This is a genomic window from Roseibium aggregatum IAM 12614 (assembly GCF_000168975.1).
Classification (GTDB): Bacteria; Pseudomonadota; Alphaproteobacteria; order Rhizobiales; family Stappiaceae; genus Roseibium; species Roseibium aggregatum.
In genome coordinates, this window is sequence record NZ_AAUW01000001.1 from 18,100 (window position 1) to 37,435 (window position 19,336).

Genomic DNA, 19,336 nt, shown 5'->3' on the forward strand with positions numbered 1-19,336 from the left:
AGAAGACCATGACCAGCGAAACCAAAAAAACGGTCCTCTCCATCAAGGATCTCAAGGTCGACTTCGAAACCGCGACGGGCACCATCAATGCGGTGCAGGGTGTCGATATTCATGTGCAGGCGGGCGAAACCGTCGCGATCGTGGGAGAGAGTGGCTCCGGCAAGAGCCAGACCATGATGGCCGCCATGGGTCTTCTGGCCTCCAACGGGCGCACGCGCGGCGAGGTGATCTACGAAGGGCGGAATATTCTCGGTCTGCCGGTAGGCAAGCTGAACAAGATTCGCGGCGCCAAGATCACCATGATCTTCCAGGAACCGATGACCTCTCTCGACCCGCTTTACACCATCGGCCGGCAACTGGCCGAACCCATGGTGGTTCACGGCGGATTGTCCTGGAAGGCGGCAAAGGCAAAGGCCCTCGACCTTTTGAAGCTCGTCAACATTCCCGAGCCGGAACGCAAGATCAACGCCTATCCGTACGAGATGTCGGGCGGCCAGCGCCAGCGCGTGATGATCGCCATGTCGCTTGCCAACGATCCCGACGTCTTGATTGCCGACGAGCCGACGACCGCGCTCGACGTCACCACACAGGCGCAGATCCTGGACCTTCTGGCGGATCTGCAAAAGCGCCTCGGCATGGCGGTGATCTTCATCACCCACGATCTGGGCATCGTCCGCCGCATCGCGGACCGGGTCTATGTCATGAAGACCGGCGAGGTGGTGGAAAATGGCGATACCGGACAGATCTTCAACCGGCCTGCACATCCCTACACCAGGATGCTGCTGGATGCGGAGCCGACCGGCCACAAGCTGCCGGTGCCGGACAGCGCGCCCGTTCTTCTGGAAGCGCAGAAGGTCGCGGTGGAATTTGAACTCGATTCCGGCTTCCTGAAGCCCAGGCATGTTCTGCGCGCCGTCGACAACATCAGTTTCTCGCTGCGCAAGGGGCAGACACTGGGGATCGTCGGCGAAAGCGGCTCGGGCAAATCCACCCTTGGCCGTGCCGTCCTGAACCTGCTGCCGGCCGGTGGCCGGGTGGTCTTCCACGGACAGCAAATCACCGGCAAGAGCCGTGCGGAGATGCGTGCGCTGCGCAAGGACATGCAGCTTATTTTCCAGGATCCGTTCGGCTCCCTGTCGCCGCGCATGACCGTCGGCCAGATCATTTCCGAAGGGCTGATGGTGCATGAGCCATCGCTCAGTGGGCGCCAGCGTGACGAGCGCGCTTGCCAGGCTCTCGAAGAGGTGTCTCTCGACCCGGCAATGCGCAATCGGTATCCGCACGAATTCTCGGGCGGACAGCGTCAGCGTATCGCGATTGCCCGCACCATGGTTCTGAAGCCTGAACTCGTCGTTCTCGACGAGCCGACATCGGCTCTCGACCGGACGATCCAGAAACAGGTGGTGGAGCTTCTGCGCGATTTGCAGAAAGCCCACGGCTTGACCTATCTGTTCATCAGCCACGACCTTGCGGTGGTGCGCGCGATCTCAGACACGGTGATGGTCATGCAGCGGGGCAAGGTGGTTGAGGCAGGAACGGCCGATGCGATCTTCGAAGCGCCGAAATGCGACTATACGAAAGAGCTGATCGGTGCCGCCATGCTGACGCAGCAACAGATGATGGAAACCGCCTGACCGGCGGTTTTCTGCGCACCAGGAAACGCACGGCAAGACAATTGGACGTTCAATCAGAAACGGTTGAACGTCCAAAAATGTGCCACCACTTTCTCAGCGCTGCTGGAGACCGATTGCCTGGACAGGCAGCGCTTCGACCTGGTGGTGCAATTGCGTGATATTCGCACCGTAGATGTGCGGGGCCAGATTGACGGCACTCGACAGGATATGACACTTCAGCGCCTTCAGTGTGGCGTCGACATCATGCGCGGCCAGTGCTTCGATGATTGTCCGGTGACGGGTCACACTAGGTGCGGCCCACGATTCTTCGGACCGCGCTTCTGAAAGCATGACCCGTTGCAGGATCATGAAGGTCCTGATCAGCATCGGCTCCAGAACGGGCATTTGGCCAATTCGGAAAAGGTTCAGGTGCAGGGTGCGGTCGATCTCTGCGCAGCCGAACACGTCCCGTTTTTGGTGGCAGGCCTCGAACTGCTCTTCAAGGGCCAGAAGTTCGCTTATCTGCTCTTCGCACACATATTTCACCGCCTCCACGATGCCGGTCGTCTCGATGTCGATGCGAAGCTTCAGCATAAGCCGCGCCTCAAGGGGGCTTGGATCTGTGACGAATGTTCCCTGATAACCGCGGCGAACGACGAGACCGCATTCCTGAAGCAGCATGAGCGCTTCCCGGATCGTGCTCTGCGAACAGCCATAGTCCTGGGCGAGAGACTGTTCGGTAATCGGGCTTTCGGAGGTCATTTCTCCGGTGAGGATCTTGCGCTTGAGGTCCTGATAGACAGCGTCGGACTTACGCGCCCGCTTCCCCAGGTTATCTCCGCGAACTGCCGAACGTCGGTCCGCGGTAAGTAATACATTCACGTCGGTGCCCCCCCGCTGGCATCGCGTCTGAATGGCAACACAAAGAAAGACCGCAGCGGGCAAACGTTACCAGCCGCAATCTCGTGGTTTCTCTCCATCCGGTCATTCGCAGGGCGAAGGAACGGTCAATGGGACGTGCCAATCAAGCGCAATCGCCAGAATACCGGCACCTTTCTGCATCTTGTCCCACCTGCAAAAGTGGGGTGTGGGCGTGCAGTTCAGGTGCTATTCCGGATCTGGCATTCAGACGACTGCCAAAAATAACAATAAATGCATTGTTTCTCTGCCTGCCTGCAAATGCAATCTCTAACTCTTTACGCGCGGTAACAAGTTTGCGAGGACCACAGGGACGAAGGATCGAGCGCAGGCGGAACAGCTCAGGCTGAGGCTTTTTCCAGAGCCGAAATCCAGTTTTTCCAGGCAACCTTTTCCAGAAGCTGCGAGTTGAAGCCGCGGGCGTCAAACTCTTCCATCAAGCGCGACAGGCCAGTGACGTCGCCGATATCGCGTGGCAGCACGCAGCCGTCGAAATCCGAGCCGAGCGCGACGCTGTCCTCGCCGAGACGGTCCACCAGATAGGCTGCATGATCGGCAAGGACCGAGAGCGGCGTATCGCGTGAATGACCGCCGTCCTTGCGCAGGAAGGCGACGTGGAAGTTGATGCCGACGAGGCCTCCGCTTTCCTTGATGGCGTCAAGCTGCTTGTCCGTCAGGTTGCGGCTGCTTTCACAGATCGCATGGACATTGGAGTGGCTGGCCACGATCGGCCGGTCGGTGATGCGCGCAAGGTCCCAGAAGCCCTTTTCATTGAGGTGCGACACATCGAGCAGGACGCCGAGCTGGTTGCAGGCGCGCACCAGGTCGCGACCTGCTCCGGTCAGGCCGGGTCCGATATCGGGCGAGGCCGGGTGCGCCATCGGCACGCCGTACCCGAAGTCGTTCTCGCGGCTCCACACAAGGCCGAGCGAACGCAGGCCCCGGCCATACAGCTCTTCCAGTGCATAGAGGTTGGTATCGATGGCTTCAGCACCTTCGATATGGAGGCTGATGGCAATCTGACCGGATTCGACCGCGGTCCGGTTCTCGTCCGGCGTGCGGCAGATGACGACATTGCCTTCAGACTGCGCTTCGATCTGCTCTGCCCGTTCCAGCATCCGCCTGGTGAAATCATACGCGCTCTTTTGCGGCACGGGCTGATAGTTGGCTGGGTCCTTGGGGTTGAAGGGCCGGGTGAAGTCCTGTTCCGGGTTGGACGGTACGAACATCGCGAAAAGCCCGCCGGCAAATCCGGCCTCCTGCGCGCGAACCATGTCGAGATGGCCGGTGGTCGACCGGTCGAAAAAGCTGCGCTCGGTGCCTTTCACGGCCTCGATTTCGAGTTTCAGAAGCGTGTCGTTGTGGCCATCGAACACGGGAAACGGCGACTTTGAAACGTTTGTCTGCACGGAAGGACCTTGGGTGTGGGGTGGGCCGAAGAAGGTCGGCAGGGAATAATCTAAGGATTCATCTGAAGAATGTAAGGCAGTTCGGCGAATGTGACTTGCAACTGTTGAAAACCTGTCTCAAGAAGGAGCCAGATTTTGTGGAGGTCTCATGAAGCGTTCCAATTCGCCGCTCAACGTTGACCGCGCGCCAGAAACCGGCGCGATCAACCGGCGCGGCTTTCTTGCTGCCGGGTTGCTGTTGACGGCAACCGGCATTGCAGGGTGTCAGTCCGCCGGGCTGGTCGGTCTGCCGGACCAGGCAGACCTGCCGGATGAGCAGTTCGATTATGCGGCAGCCTATGCGGCGTTGCCAGATGGCGATTTCACCTGGCCGGCCATCAACTACAAGAATTTCGACCAGAAATACTGGCGGCAGATCGTGGAATACAAGACCCGCGAACGGCCGGGAACGATCATTGTCGACCCCTACAACAACTTCCTTTACTGGACGCTCGGCAACGGCAAGGCGCTGCGCTACGGCATCGGTGTGGGCAAGGCCGGTTTCGCCTGGTCGGGCGAAGCAAAGATCCGCGTCAAGCGCCCGCACCCGATCTGGCGCCCTCCACGGGAAATGATCGCACGCAAGCCGTCGCTGGAGCGCTATTGGGAAAAGGGCTATCCGCCCGGACTGAAGAACCCGCTGGGCGCGCGCGCAATGGATTTGTGGCAAGGCTCCACGGACACTCTGTACCGTATTCACGGAACCAACCAGCCGAACTCCATCGGCAAAAGCGTGTCTTCAGGCTGTATCCGCATGTGGCAGCAGGACGTCATCGACCTCTTCAGCCGGGTGCCGCTTCAGACGAAGGTGATCGTGCTCAGCAAGGATCCCAACGCAGACGCCTAAGCGCTGTCGCATCTTGAATGGAAAAGGCGGTTCCGGTCGGAGCCGCCTTTTTTTGGTGCCGGGCGTCAGGCCGCCCCGGCCAGAGCGACGTCGTGAAAGACAGCGGAGAAATGACAGACGGCTGCGGCCAGCACGAAGGCGTGCCAGATCGCATTCTGGAACGGCAGCCGCTTCCAGGCGTAAAACGCCGTTCCGATCGTGTAGAGAAGCCCGCCGGCCAGGATCATGTAGAACCCGAACGCCGACGCTTTTTCGATCAGCGGATTGATGGCAAAAACGACCACCCAGCCGAGCGCGAGGTAGATGGGAACGGTGAGGCGATCAAGACCGGTCAGATGGGCCAGCTTGACGATGGCGCCCGCAAGCGCGCCGGTCCACACCACCGCCAGCAGCACGCCGCCGGTCCAGCCGCCAATTATCATCGCCGCCAGGGGCGTGTAGGTGCCCGCAATCATGAGGAAAATTGCCGCATGGTCGAGGCGCCTCAAAATGCCGGTCTTCTGATCCTTCGCCAGCATGTTGTAGAGCGCTGAGCAGATAAGCATCGCCATCAGACAGGCGGCGTAAATCATAACAGTGACCTGCCGTGCCGGATCGCCTGCGTTCCAGAGCGCGACTGCCAGAACAACGGTTGCCGTCAGGCCAAGGCCGATGCCGATGACATGAACAGCGCCGTCGGCAACGAATTCGGCAAATGTCTGTGGTCTCGTCGTCGGCATCAAGTTCCTCTCTGTGGTTTGCAGTGCGGCTTTGTTGTCCAGGTCATCGCAGTTGAAGGTGCTGATAATTTGACGAAGCAGATTTGCGCCCGAAAGCATGCATCAAAAAATTTGTGAAAGCATGATGTCGATTGCCGCATTTCCCCGGACTTGCCCAAATTTCGCAGACTTGCTTTAAATTTGGGCACCTTTGGTATCAAATACCTCACTCCTGTTTGTCCGCCATTTCGGAACACTGCGATGATGAACCATCTGTTTGACGCCCTGACCGCCTACATACCGGACCGGTCCAAGGTTTTTCTCGAAACGGTCGACGGCGGGCAGGTGACCTACGCGGACATGCTGGCCCGTTCCGCACAATATGCCGGTGCGTTGCAGAAACTCGGGGTCAAGCCGGGAGACCGTGTTGCTGTTCAGGTGGAAAAGACATCGGAAGCCCTGATGCTCTATCTGGGGACGATCCGGGCCGGCGGCGTGTTCCTGCCGCTGAACACCGCCTATACGCCTGCTGAAATCGGGTATTTTGTCGGTGACGCGGAACCGTCGGTCTTTGTGTGCGACCCGGCAAAAGCAGATGTGCTGGCCGGAACGGCGCAAAAGGCAGGAGCAAGACTGCATACGCTCGACCAGAACGGGGAGGGCAGCCTAGCAGACCTCGCGGACGGGATGCCGAAAGACTACGAAAACCGTTCGCGCGAAGACGATGATCTGGCCGCCATTCTCTACACATCCGGCACCACCGGGCGCTCCAAGGGGGCGATGCTCACGCACGAAAATCTGGCGTCGAATTCGCAGACCATGGTAAAATACTGGCGGTTCACGGAAGACGACGTGCTGTTGCACGCCCTGCCGATTTTCCACACGCACGGACTTTTCGTTGCCACCAACTGCCTGATGATGGCAGGCGGGTCGATGCTGTTCCTTCCGAAGTTCGATCTGGATCAGGTGCTTTCAGCCCTGCCAAGGGCGACCTCCATGATGGGTGTTCCGACGTTCTACACGCGCCTTCTTGCGTCCGACCGGTTCACCCGCGAGGCATCCGCTCACATGCGCCTGTTCATTTCCGGTTCGGCTCCGCTGTCGGCGGAAGTGCACAAGGAGTTTTACGAGCGAACGGGACACGCGATCCTCGAACGCTACGGCATGACCGAAACCAACATGAACACCTCCAACCCCTATGATGGCGACCGCAGGCCGGGGACGGTCGGCTTCCCATTGCCCGGCGTCGGGTTGCGTGTGGTTGATGCCAGAACCGGCCGTGTGCTGCCTGACGGGGAGGTGGGCATCATCGAAATCAAGGGACCCAATGTTTTCGCGGGCTATTGGCGAATGCCGGAAAAGACAGCGCAGGAGTTTCGGGCGGACGGCTATTTCATCACTGGCGACATGGGGCGGATCGACGAGGATGGATATGTCTCCATCGTCGGCCGGTCCAAGGATCTGATCATCAGCGGCGGTTTCAACGTCTATCCGGCGGAGGTCGAAGCCCTGCTGGACGAACTGCCCGGCGTGGCCGAAAGCGCGGTCATTGGCGTGCCGCATCCCGATTTCGGGGAAGCCGTGGTTGCCGTGCTCGCCCCGAAACCTGGCGCGAAGCTGCAACAGGACGCTGTTCAGGCCTCCCTGAACGACCGTCTCGCAAAGTTCAAGCAGCCCAAGAAGGTCCACGTTCTGGAAGCCTTGCCGCGGAACACCATGGGCAAGATCCAGAAGAACGTGTTGCGGGAACAGTTCAGCGGCGACTTCGGCTGAGGCCGGATCCATGTCGGGTGGGGGCACGGCCTTGTGGGCAAGGCGCTCGGCCCTGTCTCCCTTTGTTTCACTCTTCCGGGTCAGCTCCGGGGCCGGTGCCGCCGAAGGCCAGCGTCGACAAGGCTCTATCGGTCTGGTGGCTCCAGGCGGTCAGCGCCGAGGAGAGACGGGCCGCCGGACTGTCCGGCGGGTCGGAAGCACGACGAACGCACCACCAGTCCAGTGAAATGCCCCCTTCGGCAATCGGACGGGAAACCAGCGTTCCATCTGCAAGCTCCGGTTCGATGGCCCACTTGCTGAAAATGGCCACGCCGAACTTGGCGCGCACCAGATCGATCACCGCTTCCGGTGTCGGCATCGGGGTCAGCCGCCGGAAGGGCTGGGTTGGCGTACCGAGAAGGGTTGTCCAGTCGAAGCCGGGTTCAGCCGTCAGCGGATAAACGAAGAAACGTTCATCCCCCATGTTCTCGCTGTTGACGACCGGCTCGGCCGCCAGCGGGTGGTTGCGCGCCAGCACCGCGACAATCGGATCGGTGCCAAGCTTGACCGCGCGCAGCGACGCAAGCGCCGGTTCACGGCCGAAGACCAGTGAAACGTCTACGGACCCTTCGATGAGCGAGGCCAGCGGGTGCGCCGTCGCACGCGACGACAGGTCGACCGACAGTTTGGGGTCGGCCTGATCCAGATATTTCAGGAACGCGGGAAACCAGTGATAGCGGCTGTAGGTGGCCTGGCCGAGACGCACAAGAGTCTTGGCATCGCGCGCCGAGGCTTCGAGATCCTGCTCCAGGCGGAACAGTTCTCCCAGAAAGGTCTCGCCGAGATGGCGCAGGCGTTCGCCTTCGGGTGTCAGTTCGATCCGGTGTTCCGCCCGCCGCGCCAGAACCACACCCAGCCGCCGCTCAGCCTCGCGCAACCTGTGCGATGCAGCCGACTGGGTGACGCCGAGACGTGTGGCGGACGCCGTCATGCTGCCGGTTTCGCCAAGAGCGGAAAGAAGGGTCAGGTGATGGAGGGCAAGGCGCGGGATCATAGGGTATGAAAGCATTTCATGAACTGAATGAAAACTAGGAATTTTGTTTATTTGTCGATGGGCGCTATCGACAATTCATGAGCAACACCACCTCTTCAAAAATCGGCCTAGGCACCACTGGCGCTACGCTTGTCATTGCAGCGTCCGCAGCCTGCTTCGGCCTTGTGCCGATCTTCGTACGGGGGCTTCAGGACACGGGGGCAGGCCCGGCCACGATCGCGTTCTATCGCTATGGCTTTTCCGTCTTGTTCCTGATCCCCTTTCTGCCATTCGAGAAGCGCAAACGAGGCGGAGCCCTTTTGCTGATGGGGGCCGGCCTTGTGCTGGGGCTCAGCCTGATCGGTCATTTGGAAGCAATCCGTGTCGCGCCTGTCGCCGCCGCTGGTGTCGTCTATATGTCCTATCCGGTTTTCGCGGCGCTCTTTGCCTGGGTGCTGCTGAGACAGGCGCTGACCTGGCGCTCGTTTGCCTCCGCAGGGCTTGTGGTTCTGGCGGCCGGATTGTTGCTCGATCCGTCGTTGTTGTCCCCAGAAGCGCTGAAAGCCCTGTTGTGGGCCATTCCGGCCCCCATCGCGTTCGGCTTTCTGATTGTTGTCCTCAGCGGGTTGGCTGGTGAATTGAATTCGCTGGAGCGCACGGCTTGCGGTCTGTTCGGGTCTGTCGCCGGATTGTTGCCGCTTGCACTTCACGAGGGCCACGGGTCCGTTCTGCCGTCAACGGCCGGTCAATGGGGCCTTGTCTTCGCCATGGGACTTGGAACGGCGCTCATTCCGCAGATCCTTTACACTGTGGCCTGCCAGAAGGTCGGTCCGGTGCGCACTGCGGCAGCGGGCAGTTTCGAACTGCCGGCCATGTTTCTGGTCGGTTGGCTGGTCTTTGGTGAAGCGATCGGTGTGCGGGAAATGTTTTCGGCAGCGCTGGTGTTGTCGGCGATTCTGATTGCGCCTTCAATCGGGGCAGCGGCCAGGATAAACCGCCCCGTCGCGCCGTCACCTTAAAATCTTGAAGAAATATATCTTGATATCAAGATAAAAATTGCCTATCTCCGGATCAACCTGACGGATAGAGGCCCTTTCGGCTCAGATCCCAGACTGGAGATAATGTTCATGACTGCCCGTACACCCGCTCATCCGATTGAGAACCTGTTCGTCGACCGCTGGTCACCGCGTGCCTTCGACCGGTCGACGATCGAGGAAGCGGATCTGAAAACCATTCTTGAAGCAGCGCGCTGGTCGCCGTCCGCCTTCAACATCCAGCCCTGGCGTTTCGTCTATGCCCGCAGAGGCGATGCAAACTGGCAGGCTCTGGTCGATCTGCTCAACCCGTTCAATCGGGACTGGGCACAACACGCCTCCGCACTGGTTTATCTGTTTTCCGACACTGAAGTGGATGGCAAGGACGGCAAACCCGGCCGTGCCAACGGCACCCACGCTTTCGATGCCGGGGCCGCATGGGCACATGCCGCCCTGCAGGCAACCGCGCTCGGCTACCATGCCCATGGAATGGCCGGTATCCTGAAAGACGAGATACACGAGAAACTCGGTGTTCCGGAGCGCTATCAGCCGCAGATTGCCATCGCGATCGGCCGCAGGGGAGAGGTTTCCGACCTGCCGGAAAGCCTGCGCGAACGTGAAGCGCCGAGCAGCCGCAAACCGCTTGAGGAAATCGCCTTTGAAGGTGCCTGGGTCTGACACCCGCACCTGCTGCAGACCAGTTCATCTCGAAAGGCAGCGGAATGGTTCCGCTGCCTTTTTTGCTGCGTCAATCTGCAAGGCGTCTCCCGGTCCCTGCCGGTATAGGGTGTGCGTGTCACACCTTTTGAAGAGAGGGCGCGCATGGCCATAAGAGATAAACTGCCCGAAGATAGTCTCCTGAATGCCTATCGCGCGTCCGATGACTTTCTCGACACCTATTCAATCCCCATCCCCGGCCGGGAGGACCTTCTTACTGCCGATATGCGCGTTCTTGCCGAGCGCATTCTGACAGCGGACATCGGTTGGATCACGGCTTTGATGAAGTTCCGCGACAAGCTGGCAGGCCTGATTGGCATGAAAACCACGCAGGCCCTGGCCCAGGAGCAAACCGCCGCAGCGGCCGCCGGTAAAGGTGTCGGCGACCGGGTCGGTTTCTTCAAGATCTATTCGGTCTCGGAAAATGAGATCATCCTGGGCGAAAACGACTGGCACCAGGACTTCCGGTTTTCATTATACCGGCAAAGGCAGAGCGGGGGGCGGATCTTTGCGTCAACCTGCTGCAAGCGGCACAACCTTGCCGGCCATGCCTATCTTGCTTTGATCCTGCCGTTTCACAAGATGATCGTCAAAACCATGCTCGCCAGGGGAACGGCATAACTGGCCGAGGCCAGTCAGAGTGCGAGGTGCCCTGTCTTGCGCCAGACGCGGGCCCCCTGTGTCGTGGTGATTTCTTGCCGCGTTCCTGCGGGCAGGCGTATCCATGTGCCCTGATCGTGCCGGCCGGTCTCGTCCTCGAAGCTGCCTTCGACCACAAAATACTCCGCCCCGCCGGGAAAGGTTTGCGGGGCTAGCCGGGCGCCTTTTTCCCAGTCCAGCATCACCACTTCCTCATCCGGCCGGACGAACAGCGGCAGGATGCTTTCGCCTGGCCTGCCGGCCTGCCAGCCGCCTGGGTCGAGCGTGTTTACCCGGACATAGGCATCGTCGTCAGGCTGCATCTGGCGCAACTTCACCAGAATGACGGCACCTGGCTCACTTGAGGGGACGTGGCTGGAGCCTGGAGGATTGCGGACATACATGCCTTTTGGAAAATCTCCGCTTTCATCCGAAAACACACCGTCAAGGACCAGAAATTCTTCCCCCATGTCATGCTCATGGGCGGAAAAGGCGGAGCCGGGGGCGTATCTGACGAGGCTCGTGGCCCGTGCGACTTCCGCACCATCGCGCTCCAGCATCCGCCGTTCGACACCCGCCATGGGGGAGGGCACCCAGTCGAGCGTGGCGCTGTCGACAATTGCAGGCTGCGTCAGGTCTGCATGAATTTTCATCCGGTCCATCCCAATATGATCATTATTATTCTCACATGGGGCAGGATATCCCCATTTGGAAGGGGAGAGCTGTGAACTCGTTGTGAAACCCTGGAGCCTGCGCGCGGAGCCGGAAAATCGGCTTTCCGCACAGCCGAGGTCAGCGTGTTATCCTGAGGTCAGGACGGGCTGGCGTGTGACTGGCCGTCTTCCTTTGTGTCGGGCCACAAAAGACGGTCGTACTCACCGGTATCGTGAAGCTTTCTCAAACCACGATTGAACCGGGCACAGAGATCCTCACCGTTTTCGATTTTTTTCGAGACAATCACACGATAGTCCCAGAGCACGGTTACGTTTTCCAGTGCCTTGAAACGCTTTGTTTCCTGATCGACAAAAGCGGAGGCCAAGGCATCTGCAGCTACCTTTTCATTCCCCATGACGACATCGATCCTCCCTACGTCGAGCATCTTGAAGAGGTCTTCCAATGTGCTTTGATGGAAAACGGTGATCTGCCCGGAGGAAACCAGTTCCTTCAGTTCTTCCCCAAGAGCGGCTCCATCGATGACGCCGAGGCTCAACCCGGAAAGATCCTGCAAGCTTTGTGCCTCAACCGGCCGGTCCGTTGCGTAGAAGAAATGTTCTCGTTCGACCAGAACGGCGTCGCAGAAATGGAAGAACGGTTCCCGGTCCCTGGTCTTGCCCCAGCCCGCTGAGGCGTGCCAGAGCCCGGACTGGGTTTGCAGCAAGGCTCGCCTCCAGGGAAAAAAGCCATATTCCACCGTAACGCCCTCAAGTTCGAAGGCTCTTGTGACCACCTGTGCGTAGGTGCCGTATCCTTCGGCATTCTCGGAAAAATAGGGGGGCCATTCGCCAACGGCGATCTTCACGGTGTCGGTTGTTGCAGAACCTGCGGCAAGAGAAAGGATCAGAAAAACGGCGCTGGAAAGCAGCGTTTTGATCTGTTTAAAAATCTGCCGGCACGAAGAGCCTGCCAATCCCTTGACTGTCACAGCAATTTCCCTGAAAAAGCTCCCGTTCCCCTCACCTTACCACAGAAACTCGCGTGGCGTCGGGCTAGGCCGAAATAAGTTTGTGCGCTTCCGGACCTGACGTCTGTGTCTCCCGTCAGGCCTGTGGTACGTGGAGGTCGCTATTCGGTGGAATTCTGGGAAAACCCGGCTTTCCCGGCAGGCCGGCTTTGCAAGTGGCACGGAATCGTGCTGACTACCGCACTGCACGAAATTCAGGGAACGGAGAAGCCGCAGCGCTGCCGAGGCTGCAAGAAAAGTGGTCGCATGACGGTACAAATCGATATCGGTGAAATGACAGGCGGCGCGCGCGCCGGGCTTGATCTGGAAGAACTGCTGGCAACGCGCCTTCTGGTGCAGGGCAATTCCGGCTCGGGAAAATCGCATCTGTTGCGCCGGCTTCTCGAGCAGTCCGCGACCTGGGTTCAGCAGGCCATTATCGATCCTGAAGGCGACTTCGTGTCACTGGCAGATAAATTCGGCCATGTCGTGGTCGATGCCGTCGGGACCGAAAAGGACCTCCAGATGATTGCCGCCCGGGTGCGCCAGCACCGCGTTTCGGTGGTGCTCAACCTGGAAGGCCTGGATGCGGACCGGCAGATGAAGGCCGCAGCAACCTTTCTCGACGGCCTCTTCGATGCCGACCGCGATCTCTGGTATCCGATGCTGGTCATCGTCGATGAAGCCCAGCTTTTTGCACCCGCCGCTGCCGGTGAGGTGACCGAGGAAGCCCGGCGCCGGTCACTTGGGGCCATGACCAACCTGATGTGCCGTGGCCGCAAGCGCGGACTGGCCGGCATCATTGCCACCCAGCGTCTGGCCAAGCTGGCCAAGAACGTTGCCGCGGAAGCGTCGAACTTCCTGATGGGGCGGACCTTTCTGGATATCGACATGGCCCGTGCGGCTGACCTTCTGGGCATGGAGCGGCGTCAGGCCGAAAGTTTCAGAAACCTCGACAGAGGGCATTTCATCGCTCTCGGGCCGGCCATGTCGCGCCGTCCGGTTCCGGTCAAGATCGGTCCGGTGGAGACCATGGGGCGGGGCGGAACTCACAAACTGCTGCCGTTGCCGGAGCAGCCCAAGGAAGACGCGAAGGACCTGATCTTTACGCCGGGCGCCGACGAGGTTCAGCCAATCCGCCAGCGTTTTGCCGAGCCTGTGGTTTCCACTGGCGACGTGCTCGACCAGTTGAGCAGTGCGGAGCGGGCCAGCGCCGACGACGTGCCGCAGGCCGAAAGCCTGCTCGACTTTGGCGAGCGCGAACAGAAAATCGCTGAAATCATCGCTGGTATCCTGGAAGATGAAGAAGCCGCATTCCAGCCCATCGCAACGCTCTATCAGGACTTTCAGGTCCGCTGCCGCATTTCCAAACTCGCCGGTGGCGCACCGGACCTGCAGACGTTCCGTGAAAAACTTTCTGTTGCCCGCGCAGGTGTCGAAAAGGGCGAAATGGACGATGGAGCCTGGGCCCAGGCGGAACTGATCGCCTCAGAGCTGCCGGAAGACATGCGGGGCGTCTATCTGCTCCTGGCAAAGGCGGCGATAGCCAAAGCGCCATGTCCCGGCAACATCGAAATTGCCACCGCCTATGGCACACGGTCCCCGGGCAGGGCGCGCTGGTTGTTGAGCCACATGGAGGAGCGCGGATTTCTCGTGTGTGCCACGGATCTGCGCGGCAACCGCATCGTGACGCTGACCGACCTCGGTTGGCAGACGGCGCCGGGTGACGAAGCCGCTGCCTGACGTTCCCGTTCCTTTGCGCTGACTGGCGCCTTCGCGAACTTTCGCGCATGCTTCTTTTGAAGACTGCACCGGAGGCGGGAATGACGCTGGAAGACACCATCGACATCTATTGCGCGGCCTGGTCTGAACGGGACCCGTCCTACCGGCAGGATTTGCTTGGCAGATCCGTGACAGACAGCGTCAGATACACGGATCCTGAAACCGATGTGACGGGAATTGCAGCGCTCGTCGACCACATTTCGGGTGTTCTGGCCAGGAGTGCGGGCGCGAAGATCCTTCGGACCAGTGGCATCGACACCCATCACGGAGCCGCACGGTTTGCCTGGCAGATGGTCAAGGCGGACGGAACGGTGCTGCCCGAAGGCCTCGATATCGTCTGGATCGACGAAGAAACCGGAAAACTCAAGACGGTCCTCGGGTTCTTCGGCGCCTTGCGACGGGAATAGGGTCGCCGATCCGGCGCTCCGATTTTCAGGAAGGCAATGCTTCGAATTCCGGCACAGTTTCCAGGCTATCATCCCAGTCGGCACGGCTGGCGGTAAAGATATGACCTGCCGGTTTCAGGGAGACGGGCGTGTCCAGACACCCTGCCGGCACCACCAGAAGCTTGCCGTCCATCTGGAGATTGGGAAGGGCTGATCCACACTCGGTGCAGAAGGCCTTTGCGTGGCGGGTGCCTGCCAGCGTGAAGGACCTGACCTTGTCCTCACCGGATGTCCAGGCAAGGCTGGCCGTTGAGGAAAACAGATTGGCGGCATGTGCAGATCCGGTGTCTTTCCGGCAATATCCGCAGTGGCACAGAAAGAAGGCCTCGAAGTCGCCTTCAATGGTGAAAGTGGCGCTGCCGCACAGGCAACGTCCTTTGTGAACCGACATTTGACAGCATCCTGGAAGGTGGGAACTGCCGCTACATAACAACTTGCACCTTCAAAGGCTACCCGGTCAGATTGCAGGGCGCATCCGTCTTGTGGAAGAGTTGCGCGACGGATCAACGGGCTGGGATGTCAGAAGATAGTCGAGCTGCGACAGCTCCAGCGAAATGCCGTCGATCGTGCGTGTAAGCACGCTTTCCAGATAACTGCCGCCGGGAGACCTGTCGCGGATCGCGATGGCCCGCTCGCGCGCCTTGCGAAGATACAGCATCATGGTGCGGACCTCACCGCGTGTGACGGACGTGAGCTGTTCCGCGCCCGATGCCGACGCAGAAGCGGAGGAAACAGCGCAGGAATGCGCAACAGCAGTGTCGGCGAGCCGCATCGATCTTCTCCAGTGTTCCTATTTTGTTCTTTTTACGTCAGCTTGCTTTTTCGTTCAAGCGCGGAATCGAAAAACAGCCGTTTCAGGCGACAAAATTTCGAACTGGCCAGACAAAAAAAGAGCCCGCACAAAGGTTTGTGCGGGCCCGGTTCTTGAGAGGAGGGGGCTGCTCTATGCAGCGCGAACCCGGCTCAGGAAATCGGAAATGGTTGCCTGCAGGCCCTCGGCATGTTCGGAAACCGACTGGGAGACCGACAGGACATCGGCTGCCGAACTGCTGGTCTCTTCGGCGGCCTGCATCACGTCGCCAACGCTATTGCTCATGTCGCTGGTGCAGCTCGCAGCCTGCTGGACATTGTGGCTGATCTCGTTGGTGGCATCGCCCTGCTGCGAGATCGCGGCGGCAATCGCTGCCGTGAACTGATTGACCTCTTCCATGGTGCTGGCGATTTCCTGGATCGAGCCGACGGCATTGCGCGTGGAGGACTGGATGCCGGTGACCTGCGCGGAGATTTCCTCCGTCGCCTTTGCGGTCTGGGTGGCAAGTTCCTTCACCTCGGCAGCAACAACGGCAAACCCCTTGCCGGCTTCCCCGGCACGGGCGGCCTCGATCGTGGCATTGAGGGCCAGCAGGTTGGTCTGCTCGGCAATCGCCTGGATAAGGCTGACCACTTCACCGATCTTCTGCGCAGCGATGTCGAGACTGCCGACCTTGTCGTTGGAGTCGTTGGCGGCGCGGGTGGCGCTGGTGACGACTTCCTTGGTCTGGTCGATCTGGCGGCCGATTTCGGAGATCGAGGCCGACAGCTCTTCGGCAGCGGATGCCACCGTCTGCACGCTGCTCTGGGCGACATCGGAAGATCCAGCGACCGAGGAAACCTTCGAGGAAGTGTCCCGGGCAATGGCATCGAGAGACGCGGCGGTCTGTTCCATGCGCTTGCTGTTGTCGCTGACCTGGTTGAGCACGGCATGAACGTCGCTCTCGAAGGCCTCGATCAGGGTTTCGATCGTCTTCTGACGCTGAAGCTGGCTTTGCTGGGCCTGCTCGGTGTCGCTCTGCAGTGACCGGCGCTCGGTCTCGTTCTCAACGAAGATTTCCAGCGCACCGGCCATCTGGCCGATTTCGTCCTTGCGGTCGAGATAGGCGACCGGCGTATCGACATCCCCTTCGGTGAGCTTGCGCATGCGGGCGGTCAGCATCTGGACGGGCCCGGCAATGGTGGAGCCAAGCATCCACATCAGGAAGGTGCCGCCAACCAGCAGGCCAAGGGCAAGCAGGAGGCTGATCTGCATGGTGGAATTGGCGCTCGCCAGAAGCTCACTCTCGTCAACGGCAACGACGATGAACCAGTGCTGGCTGGTCCCATCCAGTTCGAAACCCTTGATAGCTTCCGCAACGCCGTTTTCGGTCGTGAACACGGCTTCATTCTTGACCGACTGGATCTTGCTGACCATCGCCGCATCAGCCTTTTTGCCCAGAAGAGCTGCGTCCGGATGAGACACCCAGACGCCCGCCTCGCTGAGAAGGCCGACGTAACCGCTTTTGTAAGTCTGCCCGGCACTTACTGCCTTCTGCAGGCCTTCCAGCGACACGTCGATGGTGGCGCCACCGATGCCGCGTCCGGAAGCATCCTTGATCGGCGAGGAGGCCGTCGCCATCAGAACGTCGACACCGTTGACCGGATAAATATAGGGTTCGGTGACGGTGTCATGGCCGAGGTTTTTCGGCTTGTCGTACCAGTCTTCAGAGCCGCTGTCGCCGCCGAACATCAATGGTTCCCAGGCGACTTTCGCACCGTCATTGAAGAAATAGGGAATAAAGCGGCCCTTGTCGTCGGAGAAGTTGGTGCCCGCATTGTCCGCATCCTTGCCGGCCATGTCCGGCTCCAGGATCGCGCCGCCGCCGACGAAATGCTTGTTCTGGCTGATCTGCTGCTGCATCACGGCTGCAAAGGCATTGCGGTCGCTGATACCGGCCTGCTGCAATCCTTCCAGCGCATCGGACGCCGCGCGGGCCGCCAGTTGCGCCTGCGCCATGGTCTTGCCGGCATCAAGCGCAAGTGCTTCGGCCGTTTTCCGGATGAGATCCTCTCCGGACTTTTGCGAGGTGGCCTGGGTCATGAAGGTGACAGCAAGAATAAGTGCCAGGAATCCAACCAGGAACACGCCGCTTGAGGCGAAAAAGATCCGATTTCTGAGTGACATGGAGAGCTCCAACGGTTTGACTGTCGGAACTCTACGAAAAGCACGTAAAGCAAACATTACGTCTCTGGATTTTTCGCGGTTTCGTGCCGGAAAAACAGCTCTGGTCGCAAAAGTATCGACATGCCGCTTGATCCGTGAGATCAGAATGGTTACATATGCAACTAAATTCATCTCCGAACCGGGAGGACCTCATGGATCAGAGAACCGAGAGCAGTCAAAATCTTGCCGGAAACGGCCGTAACTCGGCGGGTCTGGAATATATGCCGGGCTTCGGCAATGATTTTGAAACCGAGGCACTGCCTGGCTCGCTTCCGCAGGGTATGAACAGCCCGCAGAAATGTGCTTACGGACTTTACGGCGAGCAGCTTTCAGGCACTGCCTTTACCGCCCCGAGCCACCAGAACGAACGCACCTGGTGTTACCGAATCCGCCCTTCGGTCAAGCATACGAGCCGGTTCCGGAAGATCGACCTGCCGTATTGGAAGTCTGCGCCGAATGTCTGCAATGACGTCGTTTCGCTCGGCCAGTACCGCTGGGATCCGGTGCCGCATTCCGGCGAAGACCTCAACTGGCTGACCGGCATGCGCACCATGACGACCGCCGGCGACGTCAACACCCAGGTCGGGATGGCCAGCCACGTCTACCTGATCACCAAGTCGATGGAAGACGAATATTTCTACTCCGCCGACAGCGAGCTGCTGGTGGTGCCTCAGGAAGGTATCTTGCGCTTCTGCACGGAGCTGGGTGTGATCGAACTGGAGCCGAAGGAGATCGCCATCCTTCCGCGTGGCCTTGTCTACCGGGTCGAACTGGTGGAAGGTCCGGCGCGCGGTTTTGTCTGCGAGAACTATGGCCAGAAATTCGAATTGCCGGGCAGGGGACCGATCGGGGCCAACTGCATGGCCAACCGCCGCGATTTCAAGACGCCTGTAGCGCACTACGAGGACCGCGACGCTCCGTCTACGGTAACCGTGAAATGGTGCGGACAGTTCCACGAAACCAGGATCGACCATTCGCCGCTCGACGTTGTCGCCTGGCACGGCAACTACGCGCCCTGCAAATATGATCTCAGGAACTATTGCCCGATCGGGTCAATCCTGTTCGACCATCCTGATCCGTCGATCTTTACGGTGCTGACCGCGCCGTCCGGCGTGCCGGGTACCGCCAACATCGACTTCGTGCTTTTCCGCGAACGCTGGATGGTGATGGAAAACACCTTCCGCCCGCCCTGGTATCACAAGAACATCATGTCGGAGCTGATGGGCAACATCTACGGCCAGTACGATGCCAAGCCGCAGGGCTTCATTCCTGGCGGCATGAGCCTGCACAACATGATGCTGCCGCATGGACCGGACAACAATGCGTTTGAAGGCGCGTCCAATGCCGATCTGAAGCCGGAAAAGCTCGACAACACGATGTCCTTCATGTTCGAGACCCGCTTCCCGCAGCACCTGACGGAGTTCGCCGCCAAGGAAGCCCCGCTGCAGGACGATTACATTGACTGCTGGGACTCGCTGGGCAAAAAATTCGATGGCACGCCCGAAGGCACCTGGAACAAGTAGGCAGACCATTCGGCATTTGACCGGTCGCAAACCGTAGATCAAACCTTGCCGGTATGGTGACCTGCGCCTCAGGCAGCGGTTGCGCATTACGATCGTGTTCCGGCACCTCTGCCGGAGCCCGCACAAGAATAACGGCTGGAAGCCCCAGGAGGCTTCCCGGGAGAAACCATCGCCAGGCAGGACGAACCTGGCGAGCATTAGGAGCACAAA

18 protein-coding genes are annotated in these 19,336 nt (G+C 59.8%); 9 read left to right on the top strand and 9 right to left on the bottom strand.

Features of this window, described 5'->3' with window-relative positions:
• The first annotated feature begins 8 nt into the window (after positions 1-8).
• Positions 9-1,634 carry an ABC transporter ATP-binding protein gene (locus tag SIAM614_RS00100; protein ID WP_040438606.1) on the top strand — a complete coding sequence of 542 codons (1,626 nt, stop codon included), beginning with the start codon at positions 9-11 and terminating at the stop codon, positions 1,632-1,634.
• A gap of 93 nt (positions 1,635-1,727) precedes the next feature.
• Here the strand turns inward: SIAM614_RS00100 and SIAM614_RS30375 are convergent, their stop codons facing one another.
• Positions 1,728-2,495, bottom strand: coding sequence for a GntR family transcriptional regulator (locus SIAM614_RS30375; protein WP_198137230.1), 768 nt, complete (start codon positions 2,493-2,495; stop codon positions 1,728-1,730).
• 377 nt (positions 2,496-2,872) lie between these two features.
• Positions 2,873-3,940 (bottom strand): dipeptidase, encoded by a 1,068-nt coding sequence (locus SIAM614_RS00110; protein ID WP_040438610.1) that lies wholly within the window; start codon positions 3,938-3,940, stop codon positions 2,873-2,875.
• A gap of 148 nt (positions 3,941-4,088) precedes the next feature.
• Between SIAM614_RS00110 and SIAM614_RS00115 the strand changes: the two genes are divergently transcribed.
• Complete coding sequence (locus SIAM614_RS00115) at positions 4,089-4,826, top strand: L,D-transpeptidase (RefSeq protein WP_006931072.1); 738 nt, start codon at positions 4,089-4,091, stop codon at positions 4,824-4,826.
• Between the two features lie 65 nt (positions 4,827-4,891).
• Here the strand turns inward: SIAM614_RS00115 and trhA are convergent, their stop codons facing one another.
• A complete protein-coding gene (gene trhA, locus SIAM614_RS00120; protein ID WP_040438830.1) occupies positions 4,892-5,545 on the bottom strand; it encodes a PAQR family membrane homeostasis protein TrhA in 654 nt (217 codons plus the stop codon).
• Between the two features lie 240 nt (positions 5,546-5,785).
• On the opposite strand from trhA, the gene SIAM614_RS00125 reads away from it, so the two are divergent.
• On the top strand, positions 5,786-7,297 hold the full coding sequence (locus SIAM614_RS00125) for a malonate--CoA ligase (protein ID WP_006931074.1): 1,512 nt from the start codon (positions 5,786-5,788) through the stop codon (positions 7,295-7,297).
• A gap of 67 nt (positions 7,298-7,364) precedes the next feature.
• On the opposite strand, the gene SIAM614_RS00130 is transcribed toward SIAM614_RS00125, so the two are convergent.
• Positions 7,365-8,345, bottom strand: coding sequence for a LysR family transcriptional regulator (locus SIAM614_RS00130; protein ID WP_081455159.1), 981 nt, complete (start codon positions 8,343-8,345; stop codon positions 7,365-7,367).
• A 62-nt stretch (positions 8,346-8,407) separates the two neighbouring features.
• Here SIAM614_RS00130 and SIAM614_RS00135 point away from each other — a divergent pair, with 62 nt between their 5' ends.
• From SIAM614_RS00135 to SIAM614_RS00145, 3 genes are all read left to right on the top strand, one after another.
• Complete coding sequence (locus tag SIAM614_RS00135; protein WP_006931076.1) at positions 8,408-9,328, top strand: DMT family transporter; 921 nt, start codon at positions 8,408-8,410, stop codon at positions 9,326-9,328.
• A 108-nt stretch (positions 9,329-9,436) separates the two neighbouring features.
• Positions 9,437-10,021, top strand: a complete 585-nt coding sequence (locus SIAM614_RS00140; protein ID WP_157139599.1) for a nitroreductase family protein — start codon at positions 9,437-9,439, stop codon at positions 10,019-10,021.
• A gap of 144 nt (positions 10,022-10,165) precedes the next feature.
• Complete coding sequence (locus SIAM614_RS00145) at positions 10,166-10,681, top strand: DUF2867 domain-containing protein (RefSeq protein ID WP_006931078.1); 516 nt, start codon at positions 10,166-10,168, stop codon at positions 10,679-10,681.
• Positions 10,682-10,695: 14 nt separating this feature from the next.
• Here the strand turns inward: SIAM614_RS00145 and SIAM614_RS00150 are convergent, their stop codons facing one another.
• Positions 10,696-11,352 carry a cupin domain-containing protein gene (locus SIAM614_RS00150; RefSeq protein WP_040438834.1) on the bottom strand — a complete coding sequence of 219 codons (657 nt, stop codon included), beginning with the start codon at positions 11,350-11,352 and terminating at the stop codon, positions 10,696-10,698.
• Between the two features lie 158 nt (positions 11,353-11,510).
• Entirely contained in the window at positions 11,511-12,341 is an 831-nt protein-coding gene (locus SIAM614_RS00155) for a substrate-binding periplasmic protein (protein WP_157139600.1), read from the bottom strand.
• Between the two features lie 285 nt (positions 12,342-12,626).
• Between SIAM614_RS00155 and SIAM614_RS00160 the strand changes: the two genes are divergently transcribed.
• Positions 12,627-14,102: an ATP-binding protein gene (locus SIAM614_RS00160; protein WP_040438835.1), complete on the top strand. Its 1,476-nt coding sequence runs from the start codon at positions 12,627-12,629 to the stop codon at positions 14,100-14,102.
• Positions 14,103-14,182: 80 nt separating this feature from the next.
• A complete protein-coding gene (locus SIAM614_RS00165; protein ID WP_040438615.1) occupies positions 14,183-14,548 on the top strand; it encodes a hypothetical protein in 366 nt (121 codons plus the stop codon).
• 25 nt (positions 14,549-14,573) lie between these two features.
• Here the strand turns inward: SIAM614_RS00165 and SIAM614_RS00170 are convergent, their stop codons facing one another.
• From SIAM614_RS00170 to SIAM614_RS00180, 3 genes are all read right to left on the bottom strand, one after another.
• Positions 14,574-14,978, bottom strand: coding sequence for a GFA family protein (locus SIAM614_RS00170; protein ID WP_006931084.1), 405 nt, complete (start codon positions 14,976-14,978; stop codon positions 14,574-14,576).
• 66 nt (positions 14,979-15,044) lie between these two features.
• On the bottom strand, positions 15,045-15,359 hold the full coding sequence (locus tag SIAM614_RS30380) for a hypothetical protein (RefSeq protein ID WP_006931085.1): 315 nt from the start codon (positions 15,357-15,359) through the stop codon (positions 15,045-15,047).
• 171 nt (positions 15,360-15,530) lie between these two features.
• Entirely contained in the window at positions 15,531-17,564 is a 2,034-nt protein-coding gene (locus SIAM614_RS00180; protein ID WP_006931086.1) for a methyl-accepting chemotaxis protein, read from the bottom strand.
• Between the two features lie 191 nt (positions 17,565-17,755).
• Between SIAM614_RS00180 and hmgA the strand changes: the two genes are divergently transcribed.
• Entirely contained in the window at positions 17,756-19,126 is a 1,371-nt protein-coding gene (gene hmgA / locus SIAM614_RS00185; RefSeq protein WP_006931087.1) for a homogentisate 1,2-dioxygenase, read from the top strand.
• Positions 19,127-19,336 lie beyond the last annotated feature (210 nt).

Coding starts and splice junctions, on each gene's coding strand:
- SIAM614_RS00100 (WP_040438606.1), top strand. CDS start 9: ATGACCAGCGAAACCAAAAAAACGGTCCTCTCCATCAAGGATCTCAAG.
- SIAM614_RS00115 (WP_006931072.1), top strand. CDS start 4,089: ATGAAGCGTTCCAATTCGCCGCTCAACGTTGACCGCGCGCCAGAAACC.
- trhA (WP_040438830.1), bottom strand. CDS start 5,545: ATGCCGACGACGAGACCACAGACATTTGCCGAATTCGTTGCCGACGGC.
- SIAM614_RS00125 (WP_006931074.1), top strand. CDS start 5,786: ATGATGAACCATCTGTTTGACGCCCTGACCGCCTACATACCGGACCGG.
- SIAM614_RS00130 (WP_081455159.1), bottom strand. CDS start 8,345: ATGCTTTCATACCCTATGATCCCGCGCCTTGCCCTCCATCACCTGACC.
- SIAM614_RS00135 (WP_006931076.1), top strand. CDS start 8,408: ATGAGCAACACCACCTCTTCAAAAATCGGCCTAGGCACCACTGGCGCT.
- SIAM614_RS00140 (WP_157139599.1), top strand. CDS start 9,437: ATGACTGCCCGTACACCCGCTCATCCGATTGAGAACCTGTTCGTCGAC.
- SIAM614_RS00145 (WP_006931078.1), top strand. CDS start 10,166: ATGGCCATAAGAGATAAACTGCCCGAAGATAGTCTCCTGAATGCCTAT.
- SIAM614_RS00150 (WP_040438834.1), bottom strand. CDS start 11,352: ATGAAAATTCATGCAGACCTGACGCAGCCTGCAATTGTCGACAGCGCC.
- SIAM614_RS00160 (WP_040438835.1), top strand. CDS start 12,627: ATGACGGTACAAATCGATATCGGTGAAATGACAGGCGGCGCGCGCGCC.
- SIAM614_RS00165 (WP_040438615.1), top strand. CDS start 14,183: ATGACGCTGGAAGACACCATCGACATCTATTGCGCGGCCTGGTCTGAA.
- SIAM614_RS00170 (WP_006931084.1), bottom strand. CDS start 14,978: ATGTCGGTTCACAAAGGACGTTGCCTGTGCGGCAGCGCCACTTTCACC.
- SIAM614_RS30380 (WP_006931085.1), bottom strand. CDS start 15,359: ATGCGGCTCGCCGACACTGCTGTTGCGCATTCCTGCGCTGTTTCCTCC.
- SIAM614_RS00180 (WP_006931086.1), bottom strand. CDS start 17,564: ATGTCACTCAGAAATCGGATCTTTTTCGCCTCAAGCGGCGTGTTCCTG.
- hmgA (WP_006931087.1), top strand. CDS start 17,756: ATGGATCAGAGAACCGAGAGCAGTCAAAATCTTGCCGGAAACGGCCGT.